At 37.7% G+C, this 21,855-nt stretch carries 19 protein-coding genes and 1 pseudogene; 3 read left to right on the forward strand and 17 right to left on the reverse strand.

The genetic code is table 11. The annotated features are described in order from the left end of the window. Positions 1–503: 503 nt before the first annotated feature. The 5 genes from QNH43_RS23120 to uraD form a co-directional block, all read right to left on the reverse strand. The gene (locus tag QNH43_RS23120; RefSeq protein ID WP_283915861.1) at positions 504–1,262 is read right to left on the reverse strand and encodes a carbon-nitrogen hydrolase family protein; all 759 of its coding nucleotides are present in this window, start codon (positions 1,260–1,262) and stop codon (positions 504–506) included. A 587-nt stretch (positions 1,263–1,849) separates the two neighbouring features. Continuing rightward, entirely contained in the window at positions 1,850–2,389 is a 540-nt protein-coding gene (gene tpx / locus QNH43_RS23125; protein WP_283915862.1) for a thiol peroxidase, read from the reverse strand. A 30-nt stretch (positions 2,390–2,419) separates the two neighbouring features. Then, positions 2,420–2,779 carry a hydroxyisourate hydrolase gene (uraH, locus tag QNH43_RS23130; protein ID WP_283915863.1) on the reverse strand — a complete coding sequence of 120 codons (360 nt, stop codon included), beginning with the start codon at positions 2,777–2,779 and terminating at the stop codon, positions 2,420–2,422. Next, a complete protein-coding gene (pucL, locus tag QNH43_RS23135) occupies positions 2,779–3,762 on the reverse strand; it encodes a factor-independent urate hydroxylase (RefSeq protein ID WP_283915864.1) in 984 nt (327 codons plus the stop codon). The genes uraH and pucL overlap by 1 nt, the downstream gene beginning before the upstream one ends. Positions 3,763–3,775: 13 nt before the next feature. Next, positions 3,776–4,273, reverse strand: coding sequence for a 2-oxo-4-hydroxy-4-carboxy-5-ureidoimidazoline decarboxylase (gene uraD / locus QNH43_RS23140; protein ID WP_283915865.1), 498 nt, complete (start codon positions 4,271–4,273; stop codon positions 3,776–3,778). Positions 4,274–4,511: 238 nt separating this feature from the next. Between uraD and QNH43_RS23145 the strand changes: the two genes are divergently transcribed. Beyond that, positions 4,512–5,702: a PucR family transcriptional regulator gene (locus QNH43_RS23145; RefSeq protein ID WP_283915866.1), complete on the forward strand. Its 1,191-nt coding sequence runs from the start codon at positions 4,512–4,514 to the stop codon at positions 5,700–5,702. A gap of 111 nt (positions 5,703–5,813) precedes the next feature. Here QNH43_RS23145 and QNH43_RS23150 read toward each other — a convergent pair whose 3' ends face one another. Continuing rightward, positions 5,814–7,001: a PucR family transcriptional regulator gene (locus tag QNH43_RS23150; protein WP_283915867.1), complete on the reverse strand. Its 1,188-nt coding sequence runs from the start codon at positions 6,999–7,001 to the stop codon at positions 5,814–5,816. 247 nt (positions 7,002–7,248) lie between these two features. Here QNH43_RS23150 and QNH43_RS23155 point away from each other — a divergent pair, with 247 nt between their 5' ends. Next, positions 7,249–8,589: a nucleobase:cation symporter-2 family protein gene (locus QNH43_RS23155; protein WP_283915868.1), complete on the forward strand. Its 1,341-nt coding sequence runs from the start codon at positions 7,249–7,251 to the stop codon at positions 8,587–8,589. Between the two features lie 562 nt (positions 8,590–9,151). Here QNH43_RS23155 and QNH43_RS23160 read toward each other — a convergent pair. The 10 genes and pseudogenes from QNH43_RS23160 to QNH43_RS23205 all read right to left on the reverse strand — a co-directional run. Then, positions 9,152–10,285, reverse strand: a pseudogene (locus tag QNH43_RS23160) (glycosyltransferase family 4 protein); the annotation flags it as partial. Continuing rightward, positions 10,282–11,382: a CotS family spore coat protein gene (locus QNH43_RS23165; RefSeq protein ID WP_283915870.1), complete on the reverse strand. Its 1,101-nt coding sequence runs from the start codon at positions 11,380–11,382 to the stop codon at positions 10,282–10,284. The pseudogene QNH43_RS23160 and the gene QNH43_RS23165, both read right to left, overlap by 4 nt. A gap of 313 nt (positions 11,383–11,695) precedes the next feature. Next, positions 11,696–12,031: a hypothetical protein gene (locus QNH43_RS23170; RefSeq protein ID WP_283915871.1), complete on the reverse strand. Its 336-nt coding sequence runs from the start codon at positions 12,029–12,031 to the stop codon at positions 11,696–11,698. Between the two features lie 70 nt (positions 12,032–12,101). Beyond that, complete coding sequence (locus tag QNH43_RS23175) at positions 12,102–13,379, reverse strand: MFS transporter (protein WP_283915872.1); 1,278 nt, start codon at positions 13,377–13,379, stop codon at positions 12,102–12,104. 11 nt (positions 13,380–13,390) lie between these two features. Continuing rightward, entirely contained in the window at positions 13,391–14,044 is a 654-nt protein-coding gene (locus QNH43_RS23180) for an ArsR/SmtB family transcription factor (protein WP_283915873.1), read from the reverse strand. A 277-nt stretch (positions 14,045–14,321) separates the two neighbouring features. Further along, entirely contained in the window at positions 14,322–15,029 is a 708-nt protein-coding gene (locus tag QNH43_RS23185; protein ID WP_283915874.1) for a cytochrome c biogenesis CcdA family protein, read from the reverse strand. A 203-nt stretch (positions 15,030–15,232) separates the two neighbouring features. Further along, positions 15,233–15,517, reverse strand: a complete 285-nt coding sequence (locus tag QNH43_RS23190; RefSeq protein WP_283915875.1) for a DUF3784 domain-containing protein — start codon at positions 15,515–15,517, stop codon at positions 15,233–15,235. Positions 15,518–15,759: 242 nt separating this feature from the next. Then, positions 15,760–16,551, reverse strand: a complete 792-nt coding sequence (locus QNH43_RS23195) for a PhzF family phenazine biosynthesis protein (protein ID WP_283915876.1) — start codon at positions 16,549–16,551, stop codon at positions 15,760–15,762. Positions 16,552–16,656: 105 nt separating this feature from the next. Beyond that, a complete protein-coding gene (locus tag QNH43_RS23200; RefSeq protein WP_283915877.1) occupies positions 16,657–17,559 on the reverse strand; it encodes a DMT family transporter in 903 nt (300 codons plus the stop codon). Positions 17,560–17,820: 261 nt separating this feature from the next. Then, positions 17,821–18,171 (reverse strand): DoxX family protein, encoded by a 351-nt coding sequence (locus QNH43_RS23205; protein WP_283866501.1) that lies wholly within the window; start codon positions 18,169–18,171, stop codon positions 17,821–17,823. 328 nt (positions 18,172–18,499) lie between these two features. Between QNH43_RS23205 and QNH43_RS23210 the strand changes: the two genes are divergently transcribed. Further along, positions 18,500–20,083, forward strand: a complete 1,584-nt coding sequence (locus tag QNH43_RS23210) for a vanadium-dependent haloperoxidase (RefSeq protein WP_249598685.1) — start codon at positions 18,500–18,502, stop codon at positions 20,081–20,083. 595 nt (positions 20,084–20,678) lie between these two features. Here the strand turns inward: QNH43_RS23210 and QNH43_RS23215 are convergent. Continuing rightward, on the reverse strand, positions 20,679–21,410 hold the full coding sequence (locus QNH43_RS23215; RefSeq protein WP_283915878.1) for a hypothetical protein: 732 nt from the start codon (positions 21,408–21,410) through the stop codon (positions 20,679–20,681). Positions 21,411–21,855 lie beyond the last annotated feature (445 nt).

Raw genomic sequence — 21,855 nt, forward strand, 5'->3', positions numbered from 1 at the left:
TGAATACCTTCGAATATTTGGAAATTAAACTCTTCCTTGTTCATTTATTTTCTAAACACAAGGTTTTGGGGAATCAGCTATAAAAGCTTAAAATGGCTCAGTCATATTAGTGGTGAGGGTCCAATCCGTTTATAAAAAAAAATAAAACCCCTTGGCGGCCAAGGGGTTTTCTCCGTTTATGCATTGAACAAAGTTTCATTTTCATGTTCCTTTTAATGAAAGGCTCTTTTCGTAAAGATTGTTGTTTTTAAAACGAAACGATTTAAGGTTGATTGGAGCGCAAGTGCGAGACTCCTGCGGGAGCAGCGGGACAGGTGAGACCCCACAGGCGTTTACGCCGAGAAGGCTCACCGCCCGTCCCGCGGAAAGCGAGCATCTGGAGGGGAAATCAACCACACCGCGACTACTTGGTAAATTGCAACAAAGTATGCGAAAACAGCCTAATGAAATAACGCACCTTTAATTGAACACGAGTGCAGTGTATGTAGTAAATTGAGTTCACATTATATGTATTCGATGTCGAAATGAGGGGATATTAATTCCATGCTTTGTAAATCCCATTCAAAGGTAAGTATCGCTGATTGTTTTGATTTATGTGTTAGGAGGGGTACACCATTTTTTATAATCATGCTTTCTGCATCCCAAAAACGGACAGTTTCGTCTTCGCCAGTACGATTACAGACAATTACAGGCAGTCCTGTTTCCAATGACCTTTGTTCCCATTCTCCCTCTGGACCATGTAATCCGGGACCCCAGGAAGACGGTGCAATTAATATTTTTGCCCCTTTTTCAAATAAGCTGTTAGCAATATCTTTGGTATATGCGTCAGCACATATCATAATACCGACCTCAACATTGTCTGTTTTTATTGGCTCTATCACATCCCCCGAAGCTGACCAATCATCAATAACACTGATTTTCCTCTGTTTACCTAATAAATGACCTTTTTTATCCATGACAAACACAGAATTATACAACTCTCCGTTACTGCCTTTTTCAGGGCAGCCCAAAAATACAGTGCCATTCAAATTCTTTAGTTTACGGCTCAAATTACTCATCCAAGCATCAGGTTGCCTGTTAATCCATCCAGTCCCAATCTTATGATTGAATTGAAGTCCGCTGACACATAGTTCGGGTGTTATAATCCATTCGGCATTATTATTTGATGCTATATGAATGGCTTGTTCCATTAGTTTTTGGTTATACTCCACATCACCAGCGATAGGCAATAGGTGTAATAAAGCTATTTTTATTTTTCCCATAGTGATCTCCCAAACATCAACTTATATTAATGGCCATGCTAGTAATGATTGTAGCATAGACATTGATTGGCTTGTTCAACTAATCTTCCTCGATAGATTTTGCCATTCGCCGATGTGTAATTTATCACCCATTTACCACAAAATCCTCCGTTACAGGGGCTGTTTGTTGTATCATCAAGAAAGTGAAGTCGAAGGGGTAGAGATGAGGGATTTTGGACGTTAAACAGATACTTATACTTATTTCTATTTCAGGTGTTTTTAGCGTTGTTATGTTAATTAGTACGTGAAAAACATAAAAAGGGCACTTCCTCGAAAAAGGAAGCGCTTCCATGTTATATAAAGCTATTGGACTTTCATTATAGCATGAGTTACCTTTCAAATAAAAGGTATTAATGATAAATTTAGTTATTTTTAATATATTTTTACATTTAAAAAGACTTGGGTAGAAGTACTTTTCTCCTTTTAAAGTCACGGGAAAACTACTCCAATTTAATTCAGTATCATCAAAAGACCGTCCAGTTTTTGCACATCGGACGGTCATACGAATAATAGAATGAAATTTTAATATCCTTCGTGAGGGAAAATATTCATTTAGCTGTACCAGCTTTATTTATCACTTCCTTTGCTGCCTGCAATGCGGATTCATAATCTGGGTGATCCGTGACTTCCGGTACATATTCCGCATACTTAATAGTTCCTTCTTGATTTATTACAAATACTGCCCTGCATTCCAGTCGTTGTTCTTTCATATACGTTCCATATGCAGTACCAAATGACAAATCAAAATGGTCGGAGAGAATGGTTATGGCTTCCACATTACTCTCTTTACACCATCTTGCTTGAGCAAAAGGAAGGTCAGCGCTGATGGCCAACACTGCTACATCATCACCCATTTTGCTTGCTTCTTCATTTAAGAGCTTTGTTTGTAAATCACATACACCCGTATCAAGCGAAGGAACAGTCATGATGATGCATGCCTTATTTTTATAGTCTGTTAAATGTGCTTTACGGCGGTCATTTGTTAATAGTGCAAAGTCAGGGGCCTTATCCCCTGCCCTTAGTTCAGGACCAATTAAGGTCACTGGATTACCGCCTAAAGTCACTACACCAGTACGCTCATATGCCAAATTGAACCCTCCAACTCCCTTACTGATTCACTAACTTCCTCGGTAGGTACTATATCCTCCTGGAGCAACAAGCAGAGGAACATGATAATGTTCTTCATTACTTCTTATTCCAAAACGAAGTGGGACCTTATTTAAAAATGGCCTTTTATAAGGATCATTCGCTCCATCATTGAAATATTCCCCAACATAAAAGACAAGCTCATACTCCCCTGGTTTGAGATCATCCCCTTGAAGTAGCGGATCATCCACTCTCCCATCTTTGTTTGTACAGACTTCTTTAATGAAAGAATGATCTCCCTGTTCTGCTATGGCCCAAAGTTCTATCTTCATCCCTTTTGCCGGCAGGCCTTTAGACAGTTCTAAAACATGTGTGGTCAGCTTACTGTCCATTATCGGGAAACCCCTACAGTTGAATCAGCTGCCTTTTTTTGTTTAACGTCTTCTTGTGTAACGACAAAGCCTTGGAAGCCAAACGGAGGACGAGGTTCCTGATAAACACTTCCTTCTGAATTTGGAATAGTATCTACAACCGTTTCCCAGGTACGATTATTGGTTTTAAATTGAACATTTGCGAGCTGTGGGAAACGTTCCAGAATCCTGATGCCAATATGATAAATGAGCTGCTGAATCGAACGGTTATTCAGTTCATGGAACACTGTATTTGCAATATCACAAATTTGTTCTGCTGCTACATATTTTTCTGGATTTGCTCCCGTGGCATCCTCCCAGCGGCTATATTCCCAATCGAAATCCAAGTAGATAAATAGTGGACGATCTTGAGCTTCTGGCAGTGTGGTGTATTCATCTTGAATAAATCCATAAAAAGAGCTTCCTTTAACCTTGATTAACTGGACATCAACTATTCCACTTGAATGCTTGACGATTTTGCTTCCGGTAGGTGTCCTTTTCACTTCGATTGTAGTGGTAGCCCTCTCATTTCTGGAACATCGAAACACAACATCACTATTTTCATGTCCTTCCCCTTTTGGAACAAGTACATGATCGAAGGGAACTTCATTCGCTGTCAATTCTACTGCATCTATGTGGCTATACTTATCAAGGAAAACTTCACATAAGAACTTTAAAAATCCTTCCGCCGTATTTCCTTGATAATTGGCGGCCTGGCGATGAATGATGTTTTTCATGGAATCCGTTGCAATCACCAAGCTATTATCTCCTTCCGTAAAAGAAGATAAGAAAGCTTCCCCTTTCAGAGATATCTGGCAATTAAATCCAAAAATAGTGTTATCTCTTTCTGTGAAACCTGATTCCGGTATTTTCCTCAAACCTGTAAGAGGCTGTACAAAAGTCCTATATACAAATACATCCCCTTTACCGTAATACATCGTTCTGTTTTCATTTTGAACTGTCATATTATTCCTCCTCCTATTTAATAAAATCAGATAACCTGTGGCTAGCAATTAAGTGGATTTGCTTGATCGCTTCCTTAAGTTCATTTGCCTGATCCAAACCAGTCCTTCTTTTCATCTCTGCCTTTATCAACGTTTTATCGCTGCCACGGACAGCAAATATGAACGGAAATCCAAACTTTTCTTTATACTGATTATTTAACGCATGAAATTCTTCATATTCATCCGGAGAAAGCGAATTCAAACCGGCTGCGGATTGTTCTTTAACTGATGCTTCAGCCATATCAATCCGGGCTGCCAAGTCCGGGTGAGATTTGATTAATTGGAGCTGTTCCGATAATGATGCATTCTGCACAACTATTTCCATTTTCTCTTTTAGGTCCTCTAAGGAAATGAATGGCTTGTAATCCCATGAACGCTCTGCTATCCATGGAGAATGTTCATATACCCAACCTAACTTTTGGATGAATTCCGCCTTGTTCAACTCATTTATGCTATTAAGGTCAGATATCAATGCGGGGCCTCCCTTCTTCGGATTATTTTTACAATTCAAAACATTCTTAACTTAATTGAATTATATACGTGCGCTTATTTATAGGTCATTAGCTGAAAAAGCTAATATTTTTCCACCTCCTTTGTGCTTACCGCACTCCCCTTTAAAAAACAGGCCATCCTTATAGCTTAGCTTCAGTTGCCAATATTCAAAAAATTAGTTAAATTAGAGAAAAAGGGTACAGCGAAGGGGACCTATCATGCATTTAACGATGACTGATGCATTAAAATTACCACAGATCAAACAATGCCAAGTGGTAGCTGGCACTCAGGGACTTAATAGAGAAATAGAATCCATCAATAGCTTTGATGCTCCTGATGTGCTTTCCTGGTTGAAGCCAAATGAATTGATTCTAACAACAGGATACTTATTTCAAGATAATCCGCAACAATTAGACCAATTCGTAATCGAATTAGCAAAAATGAATTGTTCAGGATTGTTCATCAAACTGGAAGAAATCCCACAAACTACTATCAGCATCGCCAATATGGCCAATTTGCCTATTCTCAGAATCCCCACTGAGTTTTCGCTATCAGATATCATGTCTCCCCTACTTCGTGAAATTGTAACGAGACAGAATGAACAAAAAGAGTTGAGTTATAGTATTGAAGATATTTCAGGAGATGGTGCCGAAAATATAAGTTACGGGATTTTAGGGATGACGGAGGTCAAATCCAGCTTCACTCAAATTACTGGAGGATACATATGTACTGTTTTACCTTTAACGCTGCAATGGAATCAAAGGAATGATTCCATTGCTTATAAACAGCTTATCAAGACAATTGAAACATTAACCGAGCAATATAAAATCGATAAGCTCATAAGGAATATCAAGGGCAGTCTAGTTATCATTTATCTGGACACCATCCCCTTAGGGAACACCCACTTTTATTCACAAGTCACCCAGATAAGCCAACAAATTATCTCCACTTTATCTAAACACCTGCCAATGGAACTTACGCTGGGAGTCGGTAACTATCATACAGGCATTAAAAATCTAGCTAATAGCTTACAGGAAGCTTTACAATCTATTGATTTGGGAACACGATTGAACCCAGGAAAGGAAATTTACAGCTACAAAGAATTAATAACATTTAAAATTTTGCAGTATGCTCCAAAAAATATGCTCATGGATATTGTTACAGGTAATTTAGCACCGCTGAAGGACCATGACGATGAAACCCAGTCTGACCTTATCAAAACCTTGGAGGCATATTTGCAATGCAATCTTCGACCTGCTGAAACGGCCAGAAAAATGGGGGTACATCGAAACACTATCCATTTTCGAATAAAAAGCATAAAAAAACTATTGGGAATGGACTTAAGCAATGATGATCTGTTCACTTTAAAACTTGCCCTATATGCCAAACGTCTACTGGATGACCGATAAGAAATAGTCCATACCATATGAAAAACTGCCAGAGATACCTATTCCCTGGCAGTTTTTTTCTAAGTCCAGTAACACTTGATTCCGGATTCCTTCAAATCCTGCTTCCTTTACCTAGTCATGTAATAATAACTTCGCAGCTTTTATACTAAACTGCAATTTAAAAGCAATATCCCTCGATTTTAAATCAACTCCCAATAAGTCCTCAATCCTGGACAAACGGAACTTTACAGTATTTCGATGAACAAACAAAGCTCGTGCCGCATCTTCTATTCTCCCTCTTGAAAATAGATATGTTTCCAGCGTTTTTAACAACTCCCCCTCATTTTCCCTATCATATACAATAATCGGTTGAATCATGGATAGCACGTATTGAGTTATTGCATCCTTAGGGATTTGATTTATTAAATCTTCAACTTCAATGCTTGCGTAATCATTGATGTTAGTCGGGTTGACCCTCGAGCCAAGTTGAATAGCCTTTTTAGCTTCAGAAAACCCTTCTTTCATATTGTAGATTTCTTTTTTTACCTTGCTTAACCCCATGGATAGTGAAGTGCCAGGATTACCTTCGGATATAAGACCTTCTAAAATGCCGGCAATTCTTTGAGCCTGCAGAAGCAGGTGTTCATCAGTCACCATTCCTTTTCCTTGCAGGATAATCAATTGACCATCGAAGTCGATATTCCAGTACTTAAAATCTTTTTTTTCCGTTTGGTTTAATTTCTCCAACATTCTACCAATTGGAAAGAATGAATCCCCTTCTTCTTTCGTTACATTTATTAAGAGCAGAATATATGGCCTATCGGGATTAAAGCCACATTCCTGTAATTGGGGGATAAAAGATGAACTCCTATTTTCCCCATTCAAAAGAGAATGAAAAACTTCAAAACTTCCTTTTCCATTGTTTTTCACTTTTTCCTTATTAACAAGTTCATATGTAAAGCTGAATAATAAGTCGGATAAAGGCATTTCATAAGGAATCTCCAGTAATGGGAAATTGTGCTTGTTCGCTTCTTCTACCATTCCAGGAGGAATCGTAGAAAGAAACCTCTTAATCTTGATAGCTAATCCAGCACTTCCTCTTTTCGACAATTCCCTAACAAGATTGATTTGAGCATTCAGGTCATCTTTAAACACATAACCAGTTGTCAGTAGGAGTTCCCCTCGTTTAATCCATGATATATCCGGATGATCCATTATACTTACTGAATTAATTACCCGAGCTAACCCTTGATTTCCTCCAATAACTTCCACTTGGTTTAGGGCAGGAAGCTTCAAAGCTTTTTCGATCGTTAAATACATATTTCTCCCCCTATTCTTCTTAATTATAAACAGAATGCACTCGAAAGAATATTCATATTTTTCCAAAAAATAGTCTTGATTTAGCATTATGGCGGTGATAATATAAAAACAGATTAATTTTGTAAATGCCGTTTCTTAATAAGCAACAACAAAATCGACCATAAGGAAGCGTTTACAAAATCACAAGGAGGCGATTTCATTAGATCCACATAATTGGAAAGCTCTTACTAATTAAAAGGGGGCAATCATGGAAAATTTGAGCAAAGTAAACACGCTATTGTTAGGTTTACAGCATGTTTGTGTAATGTATGGAGGAGCGGTAGCTGTTCCACTAATCGTCGGTCCTGCAATCGGCTTGACACAAGAACAGATCATCTACCTGATCTCGTTTGATTTACTCGCCTGTGGGATAGTCACCTTGATTCAAGTTATTGGCGGTAAAGGATTTGGTATAAGGTTACCGGCCTTAATGGCTGTTTCTTTTATCGTGGTTGAGCCAGTAATAGCTATAGGAACAGTCCATAGTATAACCGGGGTTTTAGGCGCAGTTATGGTATCTGGATTAATTGTTGCTATTTTATCAGGAGTAATTGGTAAATTAATACCCTTTTTCCCACCAATTGTTGCAGGGTCCGTCATTTTAATTATAGGCGTGTCATTAATGCCAGTTGCCATGAAAAATGCAGCGGGTGGAAGCGGTTCCCCCACCTTTGGAGATCCTATGAATCTAATGCTAGCTGGTTTTACACTACTGTGTTTCCTTCTGTTGAATACACTTACTAAAGGTTTCCTGAAAGCGGTTTCAGTTCTTTTCGCCATGGTTCTTGGTACTATATTGGCTGGTTTCCTAGGTATGGTCGATACCTCAGGCTTTACAGAGGCCAGCTGGTTTACAATGGTGACTCCTTTCTATTTTGGGGTACCCACCTTCGACTTTTCATCTATTATCACTATGACAATCATATCTTTAATCATTGCTGTTGAAAGCATAGGTGTCTTTTTGACACTCGGGGAAGTATGCGGGAAGGAAATAACCGAAAAAGATGTGGAAAAGGGGCTCCGGGCAGAAGGAATAGGGAGCTTCATAAGTGGTATCTTCAACTCTTTTAACCATTCTACCTTCTCACAAAATGTTGGCTTGGTCCTGCTGACAAAGATAACTCAGCGCTCGGTAGTAGTCACGGCAGGTTGTATTCTAATCATTCTAGCTTTTGTGCCTAAGGTTGCCGGTCTTACGACGATGATCCCTTTACCTGTTCTGGGTGGGGCCATGATACCAATGTTTGGAATGCTTCTATCTGCAGCTTTGGGGATGGTTGCCAAAGCTGATTTGAGCAAACCTTCGAATCAATTGACGATTGCACTTGGAATAGGAGTCGGTCTAGCAATCAAGGGGGTCCCTGAAGCATTCGATAAATTCCCAGAAACAGTCCAATTAATATGTGGAAATGGAGTAGTGATGGGTACAGTAACTCTAGTTGTGTTAAATGCCATCCTGAATGGAAAATCAAATCCATCCATTACACACCATCATTCCATACCCGATATTCAACCAAGTATAAGCCAGAATATTAATATACACCCTTAGAAAGTAGCGGACAAGGCAAGTCTCTAAGGGTGTATAGTTGGCTAAATTCTCCAACACTTTTAATTATAACCTTATTCAGATAATTTTCAAACAAATAATGCAAGCACCTTGTAACAGCCTATTTAATAGGTAAGCAAGGTGCTTTTTTTCACTTAATTTAGGGTAAAGCCTGATGGCTTTTCGACTTGTTTCATTTGAAAAGAGAGCGATATACCCGCCAATGTGGAAAATGACCGTTTTTTGAGACTATATTCAAGGGTTCCCTTAAATTGTATTTTTTTATCAGGCTGATTTCGTAAAGATTGTTGCATCAGGGGTGTGATTGACAAATTTATTGCATAAAATTGGAACTTGGGGTGGTTCTGGAGAGCTTTAAGCTTAACTTGCTTAGCTTAGAGGGGACAGTAGGGGTAGGTCCTGCAAATGCATCCTCGGCAATAATTTTGTTTTTCGTACCCTTTAGGAATTGTTCACATAAATGTGATCCATAACCCCTGCAGCACCAGTGACAAGTGTTTTAGTAAGCGCAATTCTCATCTACTCTTGATTGGTTATACAGTTATTTTTTCCAAACTTCAAGTATTTCATATCCTACTCGATCCCATTCATATAAGGTAAGGGCAAGTTCTCTGCCTCGTTCGCCCATTTTTTTCATTAGGGCTCTGTTTGATAGAATTTCTGTAATCTTCTCTGTAAAACATCCAGGATCTTCTGGATTCTCCACTACAAGCCCATTCTCTCTTATACGAATGACCTCTGGATTTCCGCCCCTTGCAGTTGTTACGATTGGAAGCCCTGCAGCCATTGCTTCATAATGGACGCGTGCAAGTGGTTCTTGCCATATTGATGTACACACGAATAAATCAGCAGCAGCAAACCAATTTTGTATTTCACTAGGTGCGACAAAACCTGTTGAAACAACTGGGATAGGCAGCTTTTTTGCCAATGCTCTTACATAAGCTACATAATCGGTAACATCATTTTGGCTGAACCATTTACTTCCGACAATAACTATAGCCAAATCCTTAAATTTACTTGAGAGCTCAGGTAATGCCCGAATTAGCCTATCGACTCCTTTATTACTTGAAAGTCTTCCTGCAAATAATATGACCGTTTTGTTTTCAAGACCGTTTGCTTTGCGTAATTCATTACGAATTTTTTGCATTTTCGGGTGACTGCCGGGCAGAAACCGATTGGTGTCAACACCAGAATAGATTGTGCGAATCTTTGATGAAGCTTGTGGATATAAACTTTTTATGACATTTCCTATATAGTCACTGACAGTTACAATATTTGTAACTTCATCTATGGCCGCTTTTGCTTCTTCCGGATTGATTTTCTCTGGATTAAACATATCATTATGCATGCTAAGGGTAATTTTTGAATTAGGTGCCGCTTTTCGGACAGGAAGGACTAGTCGAGGTCGATTGAATATATGAATTAGATCGAAATGATTTGCTTCAAGATAGTTAATAACCTCTTCACGATATACTTCGAATATTTTTCCAGGTACACGTACATAATGGTTTCCATCAATTGTCTCTTGATCAGGGAGTGATGGATCATTAATTCCTAAAACCGTAATATCATGGGCTTTACTTAAATGTGGCAGGATGCCTGAGATATAGGTTTGAATGGCACCACCCAGTACCGGAGGAACAGGAAGCTTTTCGGTACAAATCATTAAAATTTTCATGTTTGTTCCATTCCCTTCCAATCATCTTTAATTTCTTCTAAAACTGGCCATTTTGTCTGATCGGTATCAACAATTGTTTGAATCATGGCTGTTGTTTGATCATTTAGAAATAATTCAGGTTCATATACTACTTCTTTAATATTCTTGTAAAATTCATTTGGACCAGATAAATCGATCATTAAGATATCATATAGTTGCGATGAAATTGGATTTGCCTCGTGATAGGATTTGATCATTTCTCTTACCCAAGTTGCATCCCATCTATATAAATCTGCCATTGTGCCGGTAATCAGTTTTCTCAAATCGCGAATGGGAAGGTCATAAGCAACACCGTCAAGGTCAATAATCCACATTCCATTAGCTCCCATTTGCCCATTTGACCAGCCATAATCTTGATGCACTAATCCCCAATATTCATTTCCTTGTTGTGCTAACTCTAGATAGCTTGATTCATTTAATTGTTCTAAGCTTCTTTTTGCCTGTTCTTCGAATTGATCTAACACATTCAGCAAGTGGGGGCTTGCAGGCATTTCTTCATATGCATTGGCAATATTTCGAAACCAATCCATTTTATTAATGACTTTTTGATAAGTCGCTGGCCATTTATATAATCTGGATGCAACTTCAGCCTGTTGAGGAGGAACATAACCTTTGCTTAAAAGGTGGAATTCGCCTAGGGCATTGCAAAGGTGTTTGGCTCCTTCCAAATCTTTTGTTACAGGTGCCAAGGATTCGATCCACTCAGCGACGAACCATAACTTCCCTCCAGCCTCAACATAATCTTTTCCATCTTTGGTTTTCACGATGGGCGGTACTCTTGCTTCTTTAACATTGACTAAATATTCTTGAGCTCCCAAGCTAAACATGCTTCTTGTAGGTCTTCTGTGTAAAAGCTTTAAACTCTTTGGCCCTGAACTTGTTTCCATTTTCCATATAGAGCCGCCTTTATCTGGTTTTGTTGTAACAACATGCATGTTCTGAACGGAGAAACCGTAATGTTCAAGAACTTCCAGTGCCATTTTTTCAATATATTCAGGAACAAAAAACTCATGAGTAAGTTCATCTTCTTCCCAAGGCACAATCATTGCTTCCTCCATGAAAACCCCTCCTGTGATATATATAAAAGTATTTTCCGCCAAAATAAGGGTAAGGTCACGACAGATTCATTATGTTCCAATATCAGATTGTATCCATATACAAGCATAATTTTATACTCTAATGTTGAATATTGTTCTTTATTAAATATCCGTGATTAGTCGACACCGATGGAGTAGTCATACTTTTTATTAAACTATGTGGAAAAAAATCTTTTGTATCAGACAATTCACCCAAATTGTTAGGTAATTGGGTTCTGGTGCAAATATGACCTTTTAGAATCATCGAATCTCGATATCATTTTCGTCAATGAATTCAAGCTCGACTTGGACAATTCAATGGAATATAAAAGCATGTTTTGATCAAACTTTTAAAACATGCTTTACCTTTCGTTTGTTTTGCCGCTTTTTTATCATGGCTGTTTTCGCATACTTTGTTGCTATTTACCAAGTAAAGCGGTGTGGTTGATTTCCCCTCCAGATGCTCGCTTTCCGCGGGGCGGGCGGTGAGACCCCACAGGAGTCTCGCACTTGCGCTCCAATCAACATTAAATCGTTCAGTTTTAAAAACAATCTTTACGAAAAGAGCCTTTATCATAGAAGGGGAATCACCCAAACTACGGTATTTTGTATGATAAGCAAATCCCAGCAAAAAAAGCCGTTTCCTATACGTTAGGAAACGACTTTTTTATTTCGCTTATTGTGCTAAAGCATTTGTTAGTTCAAATTTTATTTTTGCTTCCCCGGGACCAGATAACCACTGGAATCAATAATAAAGATAATAGCCCTCCAATAAATGATAATGTTGTATAACTTGAACCAGCCACGATCATTCCGGATAAGGCTCCGCCAGAAGCTCCTGATAATGCAATTAAAACATCCACTTTACCTTGAGTTTTAGCCCGAGTTGAAGTTTCAGTTGAATCAACAATAAGAGCAGTCCCACTTATTAAACCAAAATTCCAACCTAATCCAAGTAAAGAAAGAGCAATTACAAGGAAAATCATGGAATCACCTGGTGCAATCGCTGATATTAAACCTGCCAGAAGCAAAGTGGCTCCAGAGGCAATAGCCATGGCAGTACGACCGAACTTATCAACAAGGAAACCTGTAACCAATGACGGGAGATACATGGCACATACATGAAATCCAATAACAAGACCTATATCACCCAAGTTATGTCCATGATGTCCCATATGAACTGGTGTCATTGTCATGATAGCCACCATTACGATTTGAGTAAGAACCATAATTGCCGCACCAACAATAATTCCTCTTTTGTTTACTGTTTGTTCAGTATCAGTCGAATGTTCCATTACCTTACTTTCTCGGTTGGACGCTTCTATCGTTCTTGCTATTACTAATGGGTCCGGACGAAGCATGACGAAAAGTACAAGACCTGCCAGGATAAATGCTGCTGCCGATAAAATGAAAGGACCTGCAAGTGATGGAATGCCTATAGATGCAGCAAAATCCCCCATTACATTCACTAAATTCGGACCTGCAACTGCACCAAATGTTGTAAATACCATTGTAATACTAATAGCAGTAGCTCGTTGTTTATTGTTTGCTAAGTCCGTACCAGCGTAACGCGCTTGCAAATTCGTCGCTGTTCCTGCGCCATAAATAAGCAGGGAAGCAAATAAAAGGAAAACACTATTTATTATCGCTGCAGTTATGACTCCTATTGCTCCAAGTCCACCTATCATAAAACCAGCTGTTAAACCTGTACGACGACCATAACGTTGAGAAAGTCTCCCTACTACTAAAGCAGCTCCTGCAGACCCTAAAGTAAATAAACCCGAAGGAAGTCCAGCAAATGCATCAGTGCCAAGCATTTGTTGTGCAAGAAGTGCCCCCACCGTAATTCCAGCCGCTAACCCAGCACCACCAAAAATTTGTGAAATACTTACAATGATTAATGTGCGTTTGTATAACATTTTTTGTTTTTCTTGAGAATCTATATAACCCTGGTTCATTTGATATGCTTTATTAGACATTTGTTAATACCTCATTTATCATTCTGTAATTTCCAATCATGTACACCTTCCTCTAGACGAAATGCATTAAAACCTTTGGATCTTAAAAGTTCAACAGCTTCCACTGACATTAAACAGTAACAACCACGACAATAAGCAACCACATCACAATTGGTTGGTAAAGTTGAAAGTTTCTCACTTAACTCTTCAATTGGCATAGAAACTGCACCAGGAATATGACCTTCTTCATATTCCTCCATAGGTCTTACATCCAACAAAATAACTTCACCTTTATCCATCCGTTCTTTAAGTTCTGAAGGTGAAACCCCTTCCATGCCAAGATTGACATTCAAGAACTCCTGCTTAATTTGTTGAACCTGTACGAACTGTTTTTCTGATAATGTATGCAAGGAAGTTAAAAAATCCGAAATGGCTGCATCCGCTAGTTCGTAAATGACGTAGTTCCCTTTCTTCTGAAACTTTACCAATCTAGAATTAGCAAGGGTTTGTAAATGTTGAGATACATTCGCCACAGACATATTAGTAGCTTTAGATAATGCCTCCACCGACTTTGGACCTTGAGATAAAATATCAAGAATTTCCAATCGTTTTGGACTAGAAAGACTTTTACCTATTCTTGCGAACTCTTGATACAATAAATCTTTTAAATTTCGATCTTTAAACATGTAAAATCACCATCTATCTATTCAAGTGTTTTATTGAATACTTGAATATTAAGCAAAACTATAAGAATTGTCAAACAATTCCTTATAAAATTTTACTCCAACCGTTTGTTAAAACTTCCCCTTACATCCTTTTGTACTTAGTATGGCACTAAACCATTTTAAAGGGGGCAGTTTGTTTTCATACGAAAAAGGCTGCAGAGTCATCACCAGACCATTATCGTGCCGTACGAATAAACTAAGATTATGGAACTAACCTGCCCCGATAGTTCATTAAGCCTTAGAAACCAGTAAAGCCACCAAATACATTATTTGTGAGAAAAGATGTTATATTGGTCATCCAATCAAAAAACAAGACAATTCCCATAACAATTGTTAAACAACCACCAACTTGAGTTATTTTGCAGTTATATTTTTTTATCCATCCTGATTTTCCTATAAAAAATGACATTGTTAAGAACGGTAAGGAAAACCCAAGTATATAAGCAATCATATATACTAAACCTTGGCCAGTCGATAAACCAAGTGTTATAACGGCACCTAATATTGGTCCTATGCAAGGAGTCCAACCAGCAGCATATCCTATCCCAATTAAAATAGAACCTATATAACCAGATGGGCGATTTTTAAAATTTATTTTCCTGTCCACCATTAAGAATTTTGGTTGAAAAATCCCAACAATCATTAGACCAAAAATGATTATCAATATAGCCCCTACTTGTCTAATTAAATCAATATATTCATAAAAGAGATCGTAAAGAAAAGAAGTTGATAACCCTAATATTACAAAAATAATAGAAAACCCAATCAAAAAGAAAAGGGTATGAAGCATTGGTCTGCTGTTTAATTTATTATTATCTTCCTTTAATTCACTAACTGATAATCCTGTAATATAAGATAAAAACGCAGGATATAGGGGCAAACAGCAAGGAGATATAAAAGAAAGTACCCCAGCACCAAAAGATAAAAAAATATTTAAGTCTCCCAATCTAATTTCCTCCAGTTTTGATTTTCTCTTGCATATAACTTTACCATATTTATCTATATCCTCTTATGCAACTATCCTGCCCCGTTAGTTCCATAAAAAAAAGCTGTCTTAGAGACAGCTCCGATCTTAAGCTAACGCACCCGTTAGTTCCATAAGAAAAAGAGCTGATCGTGATCGTCACAGCCCATTAAAGTATAGTTAAATTAATCAAGTAATCTTCTATTTATATATACGTACACAATCGTTAATAAAAGCAACATAGCAATTATAAGTACCGTTAATTCATAAGGATAGTCAATAAAACTATTGAGAACTACTAATAATCCTAACGGTAGAAAAAAAGTTCCACCTGTTACTGTACCTAATAAAGACTTATTTTTTATCATTTTTTCATTAAACCCTGCTAACAACCAGGTCTGTTTTTTCACAGCTACTAAGTACGATACAAGTAAAAGAGCTATACCAATAACCAATAATCCATAATCCACCTTTTCACCCCCAAAGGACAATTTTATTTTACTTTTAACACGAACTAAAAAGGTAAAAGTTACCTTTTCTTATTAAATTTTAACACAAAAAAACCGTTTTCCTTATTCAACTAACCTGCCCCGATAGTTCCATAAAGAAAAAGAGCTGCCTCAGCAACCTTCCTTATTGAAGTAAAGCACCCGTTAGTTCATTAAAAAAAGCGGTTCTTATTAAAGAGTCGCGCCCGATTGCGGCAGGCCAACTAATTATATAGATGTCCTTTCAGTAAAGTTACACAGTCTCCAATTAACTCAACTTTTTCTCCTTTTATCTTTAGTTTTATTTCACCCCCACGCTCTGAATCTTGATATGCCGTAAATTCTTTTTTATTTAAGAGATCACTCCAATATGAAGCTAATGCGCAGTGTGCAGAACCAGTTACGTAGTCTTCGTTAATTCCTATTTTCGGAGCAAAATACCTTGATACAAAGTCATACTTATCTGATCCACGACTAGTAATAATTATACCCGGACCCTCTAGTTCTCTAATTGCTTCAAAATTAGGCGTTACGTTATGAACCATATCCTGATTTTCCAGTTCTAAAATGTACCGATCTTCTGCCCAAGCAGTACCTTTTATGGGGCAATCAATAACTCGTTTTAATTTCTCAGTCACTTCTGTTTGAGTTGATTCTTTTATATTAAAGCTCAGAATTATTTGCTGTTCTGATAGCTCAGCTCGAAGGAGGCCTGATTGAGTATAAAAGTTAATTGTTGACTCTGATGAAGAAAAACCCTCACTCCACAGAATATGAGCAGCTCCTAATGTACCATGCCCACATAAATCAATCTCTTTAGTGGGTGTAAACCATCTAAGCTGATATTTATTTCCATTTTTTATTGAAATAAAAGTTGTGATAGGTTGATTGAATTCTTTTGCTAAGGATTTCATCCACTCTTCTGATCTTTTTTCTCTCAAGAAAACTATTACTGCAGGATTTCCCTTAAATTCTTCTTTAGTAAAAGCATTAATAAAATAAAATTGGTTATTCATATACGCCCCCACCCCCTAAATTTAATCAGCAACATTTATACTCTCTAACATAAAAATGAAGTAAAGTACCTGTTAGCTTAAAAGCTTTATTAAAGAAGTCCATTCTTAATTAACATTTACAGGCAGCTTATCATTCTGTCCTCGAATTCCAAACCCTAAAGCAATTGCAGCTCCAATACAACTAGATAGGCAACCTACTACCAAATAAATTGATGGTGTTGATTCACCAATTAAAACAGAAGCAATCCCTCCAATTGCTGGGAATAGAGCTACCATATACCCACTTTTTGCTCCTCCAATTTTTTCTACAAGTTTTAAATAAAATAGCCAAGCCATAAAAGAAGCAATCAAAGTTAAATATAGCAAAGCAGATAAATATGTAACTGTTGTTGGAAGTATAATTTTTTGTCCTTGGAACAGTACAATTGCCCCCATTAAAACACTGCCCACTGTAAAACCAATAGCATTTGCATAGGTAGGGTCGACCTTAAGTTTAGCATTTCTTGCAGAACTGGCATCACCAATAGCTGTAAGAATCGTACCTAACAAAGCAATCATAATACCTTTTAAATCAGTGAGCCCTTGAAAATTATTTAAGGTCGGATAGATGATGACACATACGCCAAATACACCTAGTATTCCCCCAAGAAAAACGCGAGAATGTAATTTCTCTTTTAAAAAAACACGGAGAGCAATCGGAGTCAGTATCACCTTTAATGAAAAGATCAATGTTACAATTGCAGCAGAGCTCAAAATAGTGGCGTAATAAAGGCACAGATAACTTAATGCAAAGTTACATACACCAAACACTATTATAAACGGGATATCTTTTCTTTGTGGTCTCCCTTTTGGTTTAAGGAACCAAACAAGAACTAAAAATAAAAAAGCTGTCATAACTAAACGATATGTTAATGATAATTCCAAACTGACTGGTGTTCCTTGAATTTTCACCGCAATAAAATTAAGACCCCATACAATTAAGCAAAATATGTACATGAAATTTGTCATTGTATTACCTCTTCCTGCTGTTTAACTTAATATGTTAATTAACTTCTCAGTAAGTAACCGTAACAAAACTTACCAGTTTTTTCTAATTTAAATGAGTCAATTAACCACGAGTTGAATAATTTTCTTATGGCACTAACCTGCCCCTTTAGTTCAACAAGAACATTCGCAAAGCCCCTCAAAGACTGATTCAGTAGGGGATTAACATAAATAGAGGAAGTAAAATTATAAGTTTTATGAAACTCTCCAAAATTGTGAACAAATTTAAGCGAACGTTAAGTTCTTGATAATCACCATGATAGATAATATTAAACAGATCATTGCAGGAATAATCATTACAATAGATTGATGCGCTCGAAAAATATGAGCATGTAGGGCTCCTATCATGATAAGTACAAACAATACACCTGATCCTATAGCCAAGTATCTATTCCAGATACCCCCAATCATTCCTATTGCTCCAATAAGTTCAATAAATCCAATTACAGACATGAACCATAATGGATATTGATAATGCTGCCAATGTTCAACCTGAAACGGGATACGTAAAAGTTTTATGAAACCTCCGACTAAAATAAAAACTGCTAAAATTACTTGCATAACAATAGCAATCATATAACCTCACTCCTTTTAAAGACCTATTTAAGGGTATTCTCATTTAACGATTTGTATGGATATATATGTATATAATGATTCTATCATTATTAGTATCAAGAACAGGAGGAAAGGATTAATTTCTTTCTTATTTAACTAAGCCCCGTTAGTGCCATAAGAAAAAGACTGCCTCAGCAACCTTCCTTATTGAAGTAAAGCACCCTATAGTTTAAGTATTTTTATTCACAAGATGATTCAAAAACCACTCCAAATCATATCCAATCTATTTGTTAGTTTGTCCAATCCTCCATTTAACTTTTGAATAAGTTATCAAATGGAGGTGTTAAAAATGGATAACGAAGAAAGTATGGATGAATGTAAAATGAAAAATGACAAAATTGCTAAGGACAAAAATTCGTGTCTTCTCGGTCCCTTATCTCCTGCTGAAAGACGTGAGGAGGCATTTGATATTCGTAAGGATGCTGCGAGATTCTATAAAAATCAGCCATTAGTTCACCATCCCTGTAATGGGGATGAAGATAGGTATCCAAATAAAATTGCCAGTTATACAAAAGCATTTCCGCATAATCAGTTAGGCGAGGTAAACATCCAAGCATATAATAAATATTTAAAAGCATTGGAAACAGGAGACCCTAACGACTTTGAGAAGATTCCACTGGGTGGCGTTGTTAAACTAGTAAATCCACAGGGTGCTTATGCATTCGAATTAGTCGGACCTGATAGTCACCAATTGGTTATTCCTGCACCACCAGCCTTTAGCAGTGCTGAAATAGCTGGAGAGATGGTTGAGCTTTATTGGCAAGCATTGGCACGGGATATTCCTTTCAATATATATAATCAAGACCCATTAACAAATGATGCTGCAAAAGAACTTTCCAGCCTGCCTGTTTTTCGGGGACCGAAAAAGAATGGACTAGTCACGACAGGTACCTTATTCCGAGGGAACCTTCAAGGCGACTTAACAGGGCCATATATTTCACAATTTTTATGGAAAGATGTCCCTTTTGTTTCAACTAAAATTATCCAGCGATACCGTACCACTGTTCCTGGGGACGACCATCTAACTTCTTACGACGACTGGCTGGCTGTACAAAACGGCTCCAGTCCTCCTACCCCAAATCGTTTTGACCCCCTACCTCGCTATATTCGAAATGGCCGGGATTTGGGAGAATGGGTACACAGGGATAGTTCCATTGATGGCGGGTTAATTGCTTGTTACATTTTGCTCAGTTTTGGCAGACAAGCTTTGGATCCGTCCAATCCTTACTTTAACTCTGCAACCCAGGTTGGTTTCACTACCTTTGGACCACCGCATATCTTGGACTTTGTGACAAGAGCTTCGCGTCCGGCTCTTGAGGCAGTTTGGTTCCAAAAATGGCTGGTCCATCGCAGTCTCCGTCCGGAGGAATTCGGCGGCCGAATTCAAAATCAGAAATCGGGTGTTGATTACCCGATCAATCCGGTAGTTCTGAATTCGGAAGCACTTGCCGAAACTTTTAATAAATTCGGCACCTATTTGCTACCTCAGGCATATGCAGAAGGAGCTCCTGCGCATCCATCCTATGTTTCCGGTCATGCAGCACTTATTGGAGCAATGGTAACAATACTGAAGGCCTACTTTAATGAATCGTTTGTAATCCCCGATCCGGTTGTTGCCAGTTCCGATGGTCTTTCCCTCATACCTTACGAAGGTCCGCCGCTTACGATAGGCGGGGAACTAAATAAACTTGCATCAAATATTTCCATCGGCCGGTCGTTCGGTGGTATTCACTACCGCAACGATTATTTCGATGGAATTATGCTCGGAGAATCTATGGCCATTGGGATAATGAGGGATTACAGAAAAACCTATAACGAGTTTTTCAAAGGATTCTCTCTCACAAAATTTGATGGGACAAAGATAACAATCTGAGAATATAAAAGACACCCTATATCTTTAAACTTGGTGTCTTTTAGCTTTGTGTCCTCTTTGATTTACTTCAGATTTGCCAACCAATTTTCACCTCCGCTTCACCATGAGAAAAGCTGCCAAAATAACAGCTTCGTTGTTCAACTCTTGCACCCGTTAACGAAACAAGGTAGTATGTGTTATTCACAAGAAACAGACCAATTTAATGTTAAAAAATCTTGCTCGATTTTTGGTGTCTTATTGTTATCAATACAAGCATTTTTGGTGTATTCAAGCGAGATAGAGTTTAAAATAATAGCTACTACAAGAAATGATAAAATGATAACGGATGTAAATTTTTTCTCTTTATCTTCATTTCAAAAACCTCCTTTTATAACTATTTTCCTTGTTCAACAATCCTGATAGTTCCATTAGAAAAAGCTGCCTAAAAGACAGCTCCGATCTTCAGCTAACGCACCCGTTTGTTGAATAACTAATTAAAAGTGTACTGCCAATAAACCCCCCTTACATACCACGAAAAATCAGTCAACGAATACCGCTGTTTTCTCCCTCAAAGGACAACCCATTAAGGTAAACTCCGGCTTTTTTATTTCTTCGCTTACTCTTTATGGTATTGTGCCTGTAGAAATGATTGAGTTGATTCCCAGGCTTCCCTTTCTGGACGGTTAGTTCTAATACAATATTGTAAAATTTGCAATTCTCTTGTGAATCCCATAAAGTACTCATCAAGTGAGAAAAAGAACATAAAGTCCCAATGATCAATATCGAAAACAAAACTTTCAATCTTTTGAATATTAGGGTCTTTTTTAATTCTTGATTGAATACGCTTATTTCCGTCTACACAAAGATAATGACAAGGATCATCTCCATTTTGAAGTCCATACATTTCTACAGCAAAAGGAAGTCGTTCATCTTGCATATGTTTGTCCTTTATATATAAAGTCGTAGGATCTACAAAAAGTTCGTGGAGAGGGATTTCTTGAACAGACACCGATCTTAGTTTTTTATATGTCACATACTTCATCTTTTCTATATCAAAATGTAGGTGAAAAGAACCTCCAGGTGTTACATATTCAAATACATAGATTTCATAAACCTGGTTGTCGTAATTCTTTTTATTCATATATTCCCTTGCAGGATTAGACCCAGGATGTTCTTTGATGAAATCTTTAATTTTTTGATCATGAAATTCAAAGGTATTGATCCAAAAATCTTTCCATTCTTTATAGAAAGATAAAACCCCAAATGTTTTTTGTAGTTCGTCAAAATAAGCATTGTAATCAAAAGTTCTGTATTCTAAAGGTGTGCCTGCATTAAAATAGGCTGGCAAATATACCAACTCCTCTTCTACTAGAATATTTGATTCATCTTCAAGTATCCTATACCATTAAATCAGTATTTTAAAACCTTTCTTAATGAACTCCCTCAGTTTAATAGATAATGCTCACGAATACTCGCTTATTCGCAGGATTTCAAACCACATGGTATAGGTTGCTTCAGATGAACGAAAGAGATAGGACCGTTTTGATAAGATGAGGGCAGATTGAAATAGGGGATCTGTTGAAAATCCCATATTATTACATATACTGCACGTATTCTCCACGCTGCCCCTGGAGGCTTTCCCTCCCATGTCTCAACGGGTCATAATCCTATGCCCTTTCATTCCTTCGTCATGCCTATCCAAGGGGTGAAGGCCGGTTTTGCTAACAGAACGGGTCATTGCCCTTTTGTTCATTACATCCAGTACTTCGTGCTTTCTTTGAAATCCTACGGAT

The organism is Peribacillus simplex, assembly GCF_030123325.1.
GTDB classification, from domain to species: domain Bacteria; phylum Bacillota; class Bacilli; order Bacillales; family DSM-1321; genus Peribacillus; species Peribacillus simplex_D.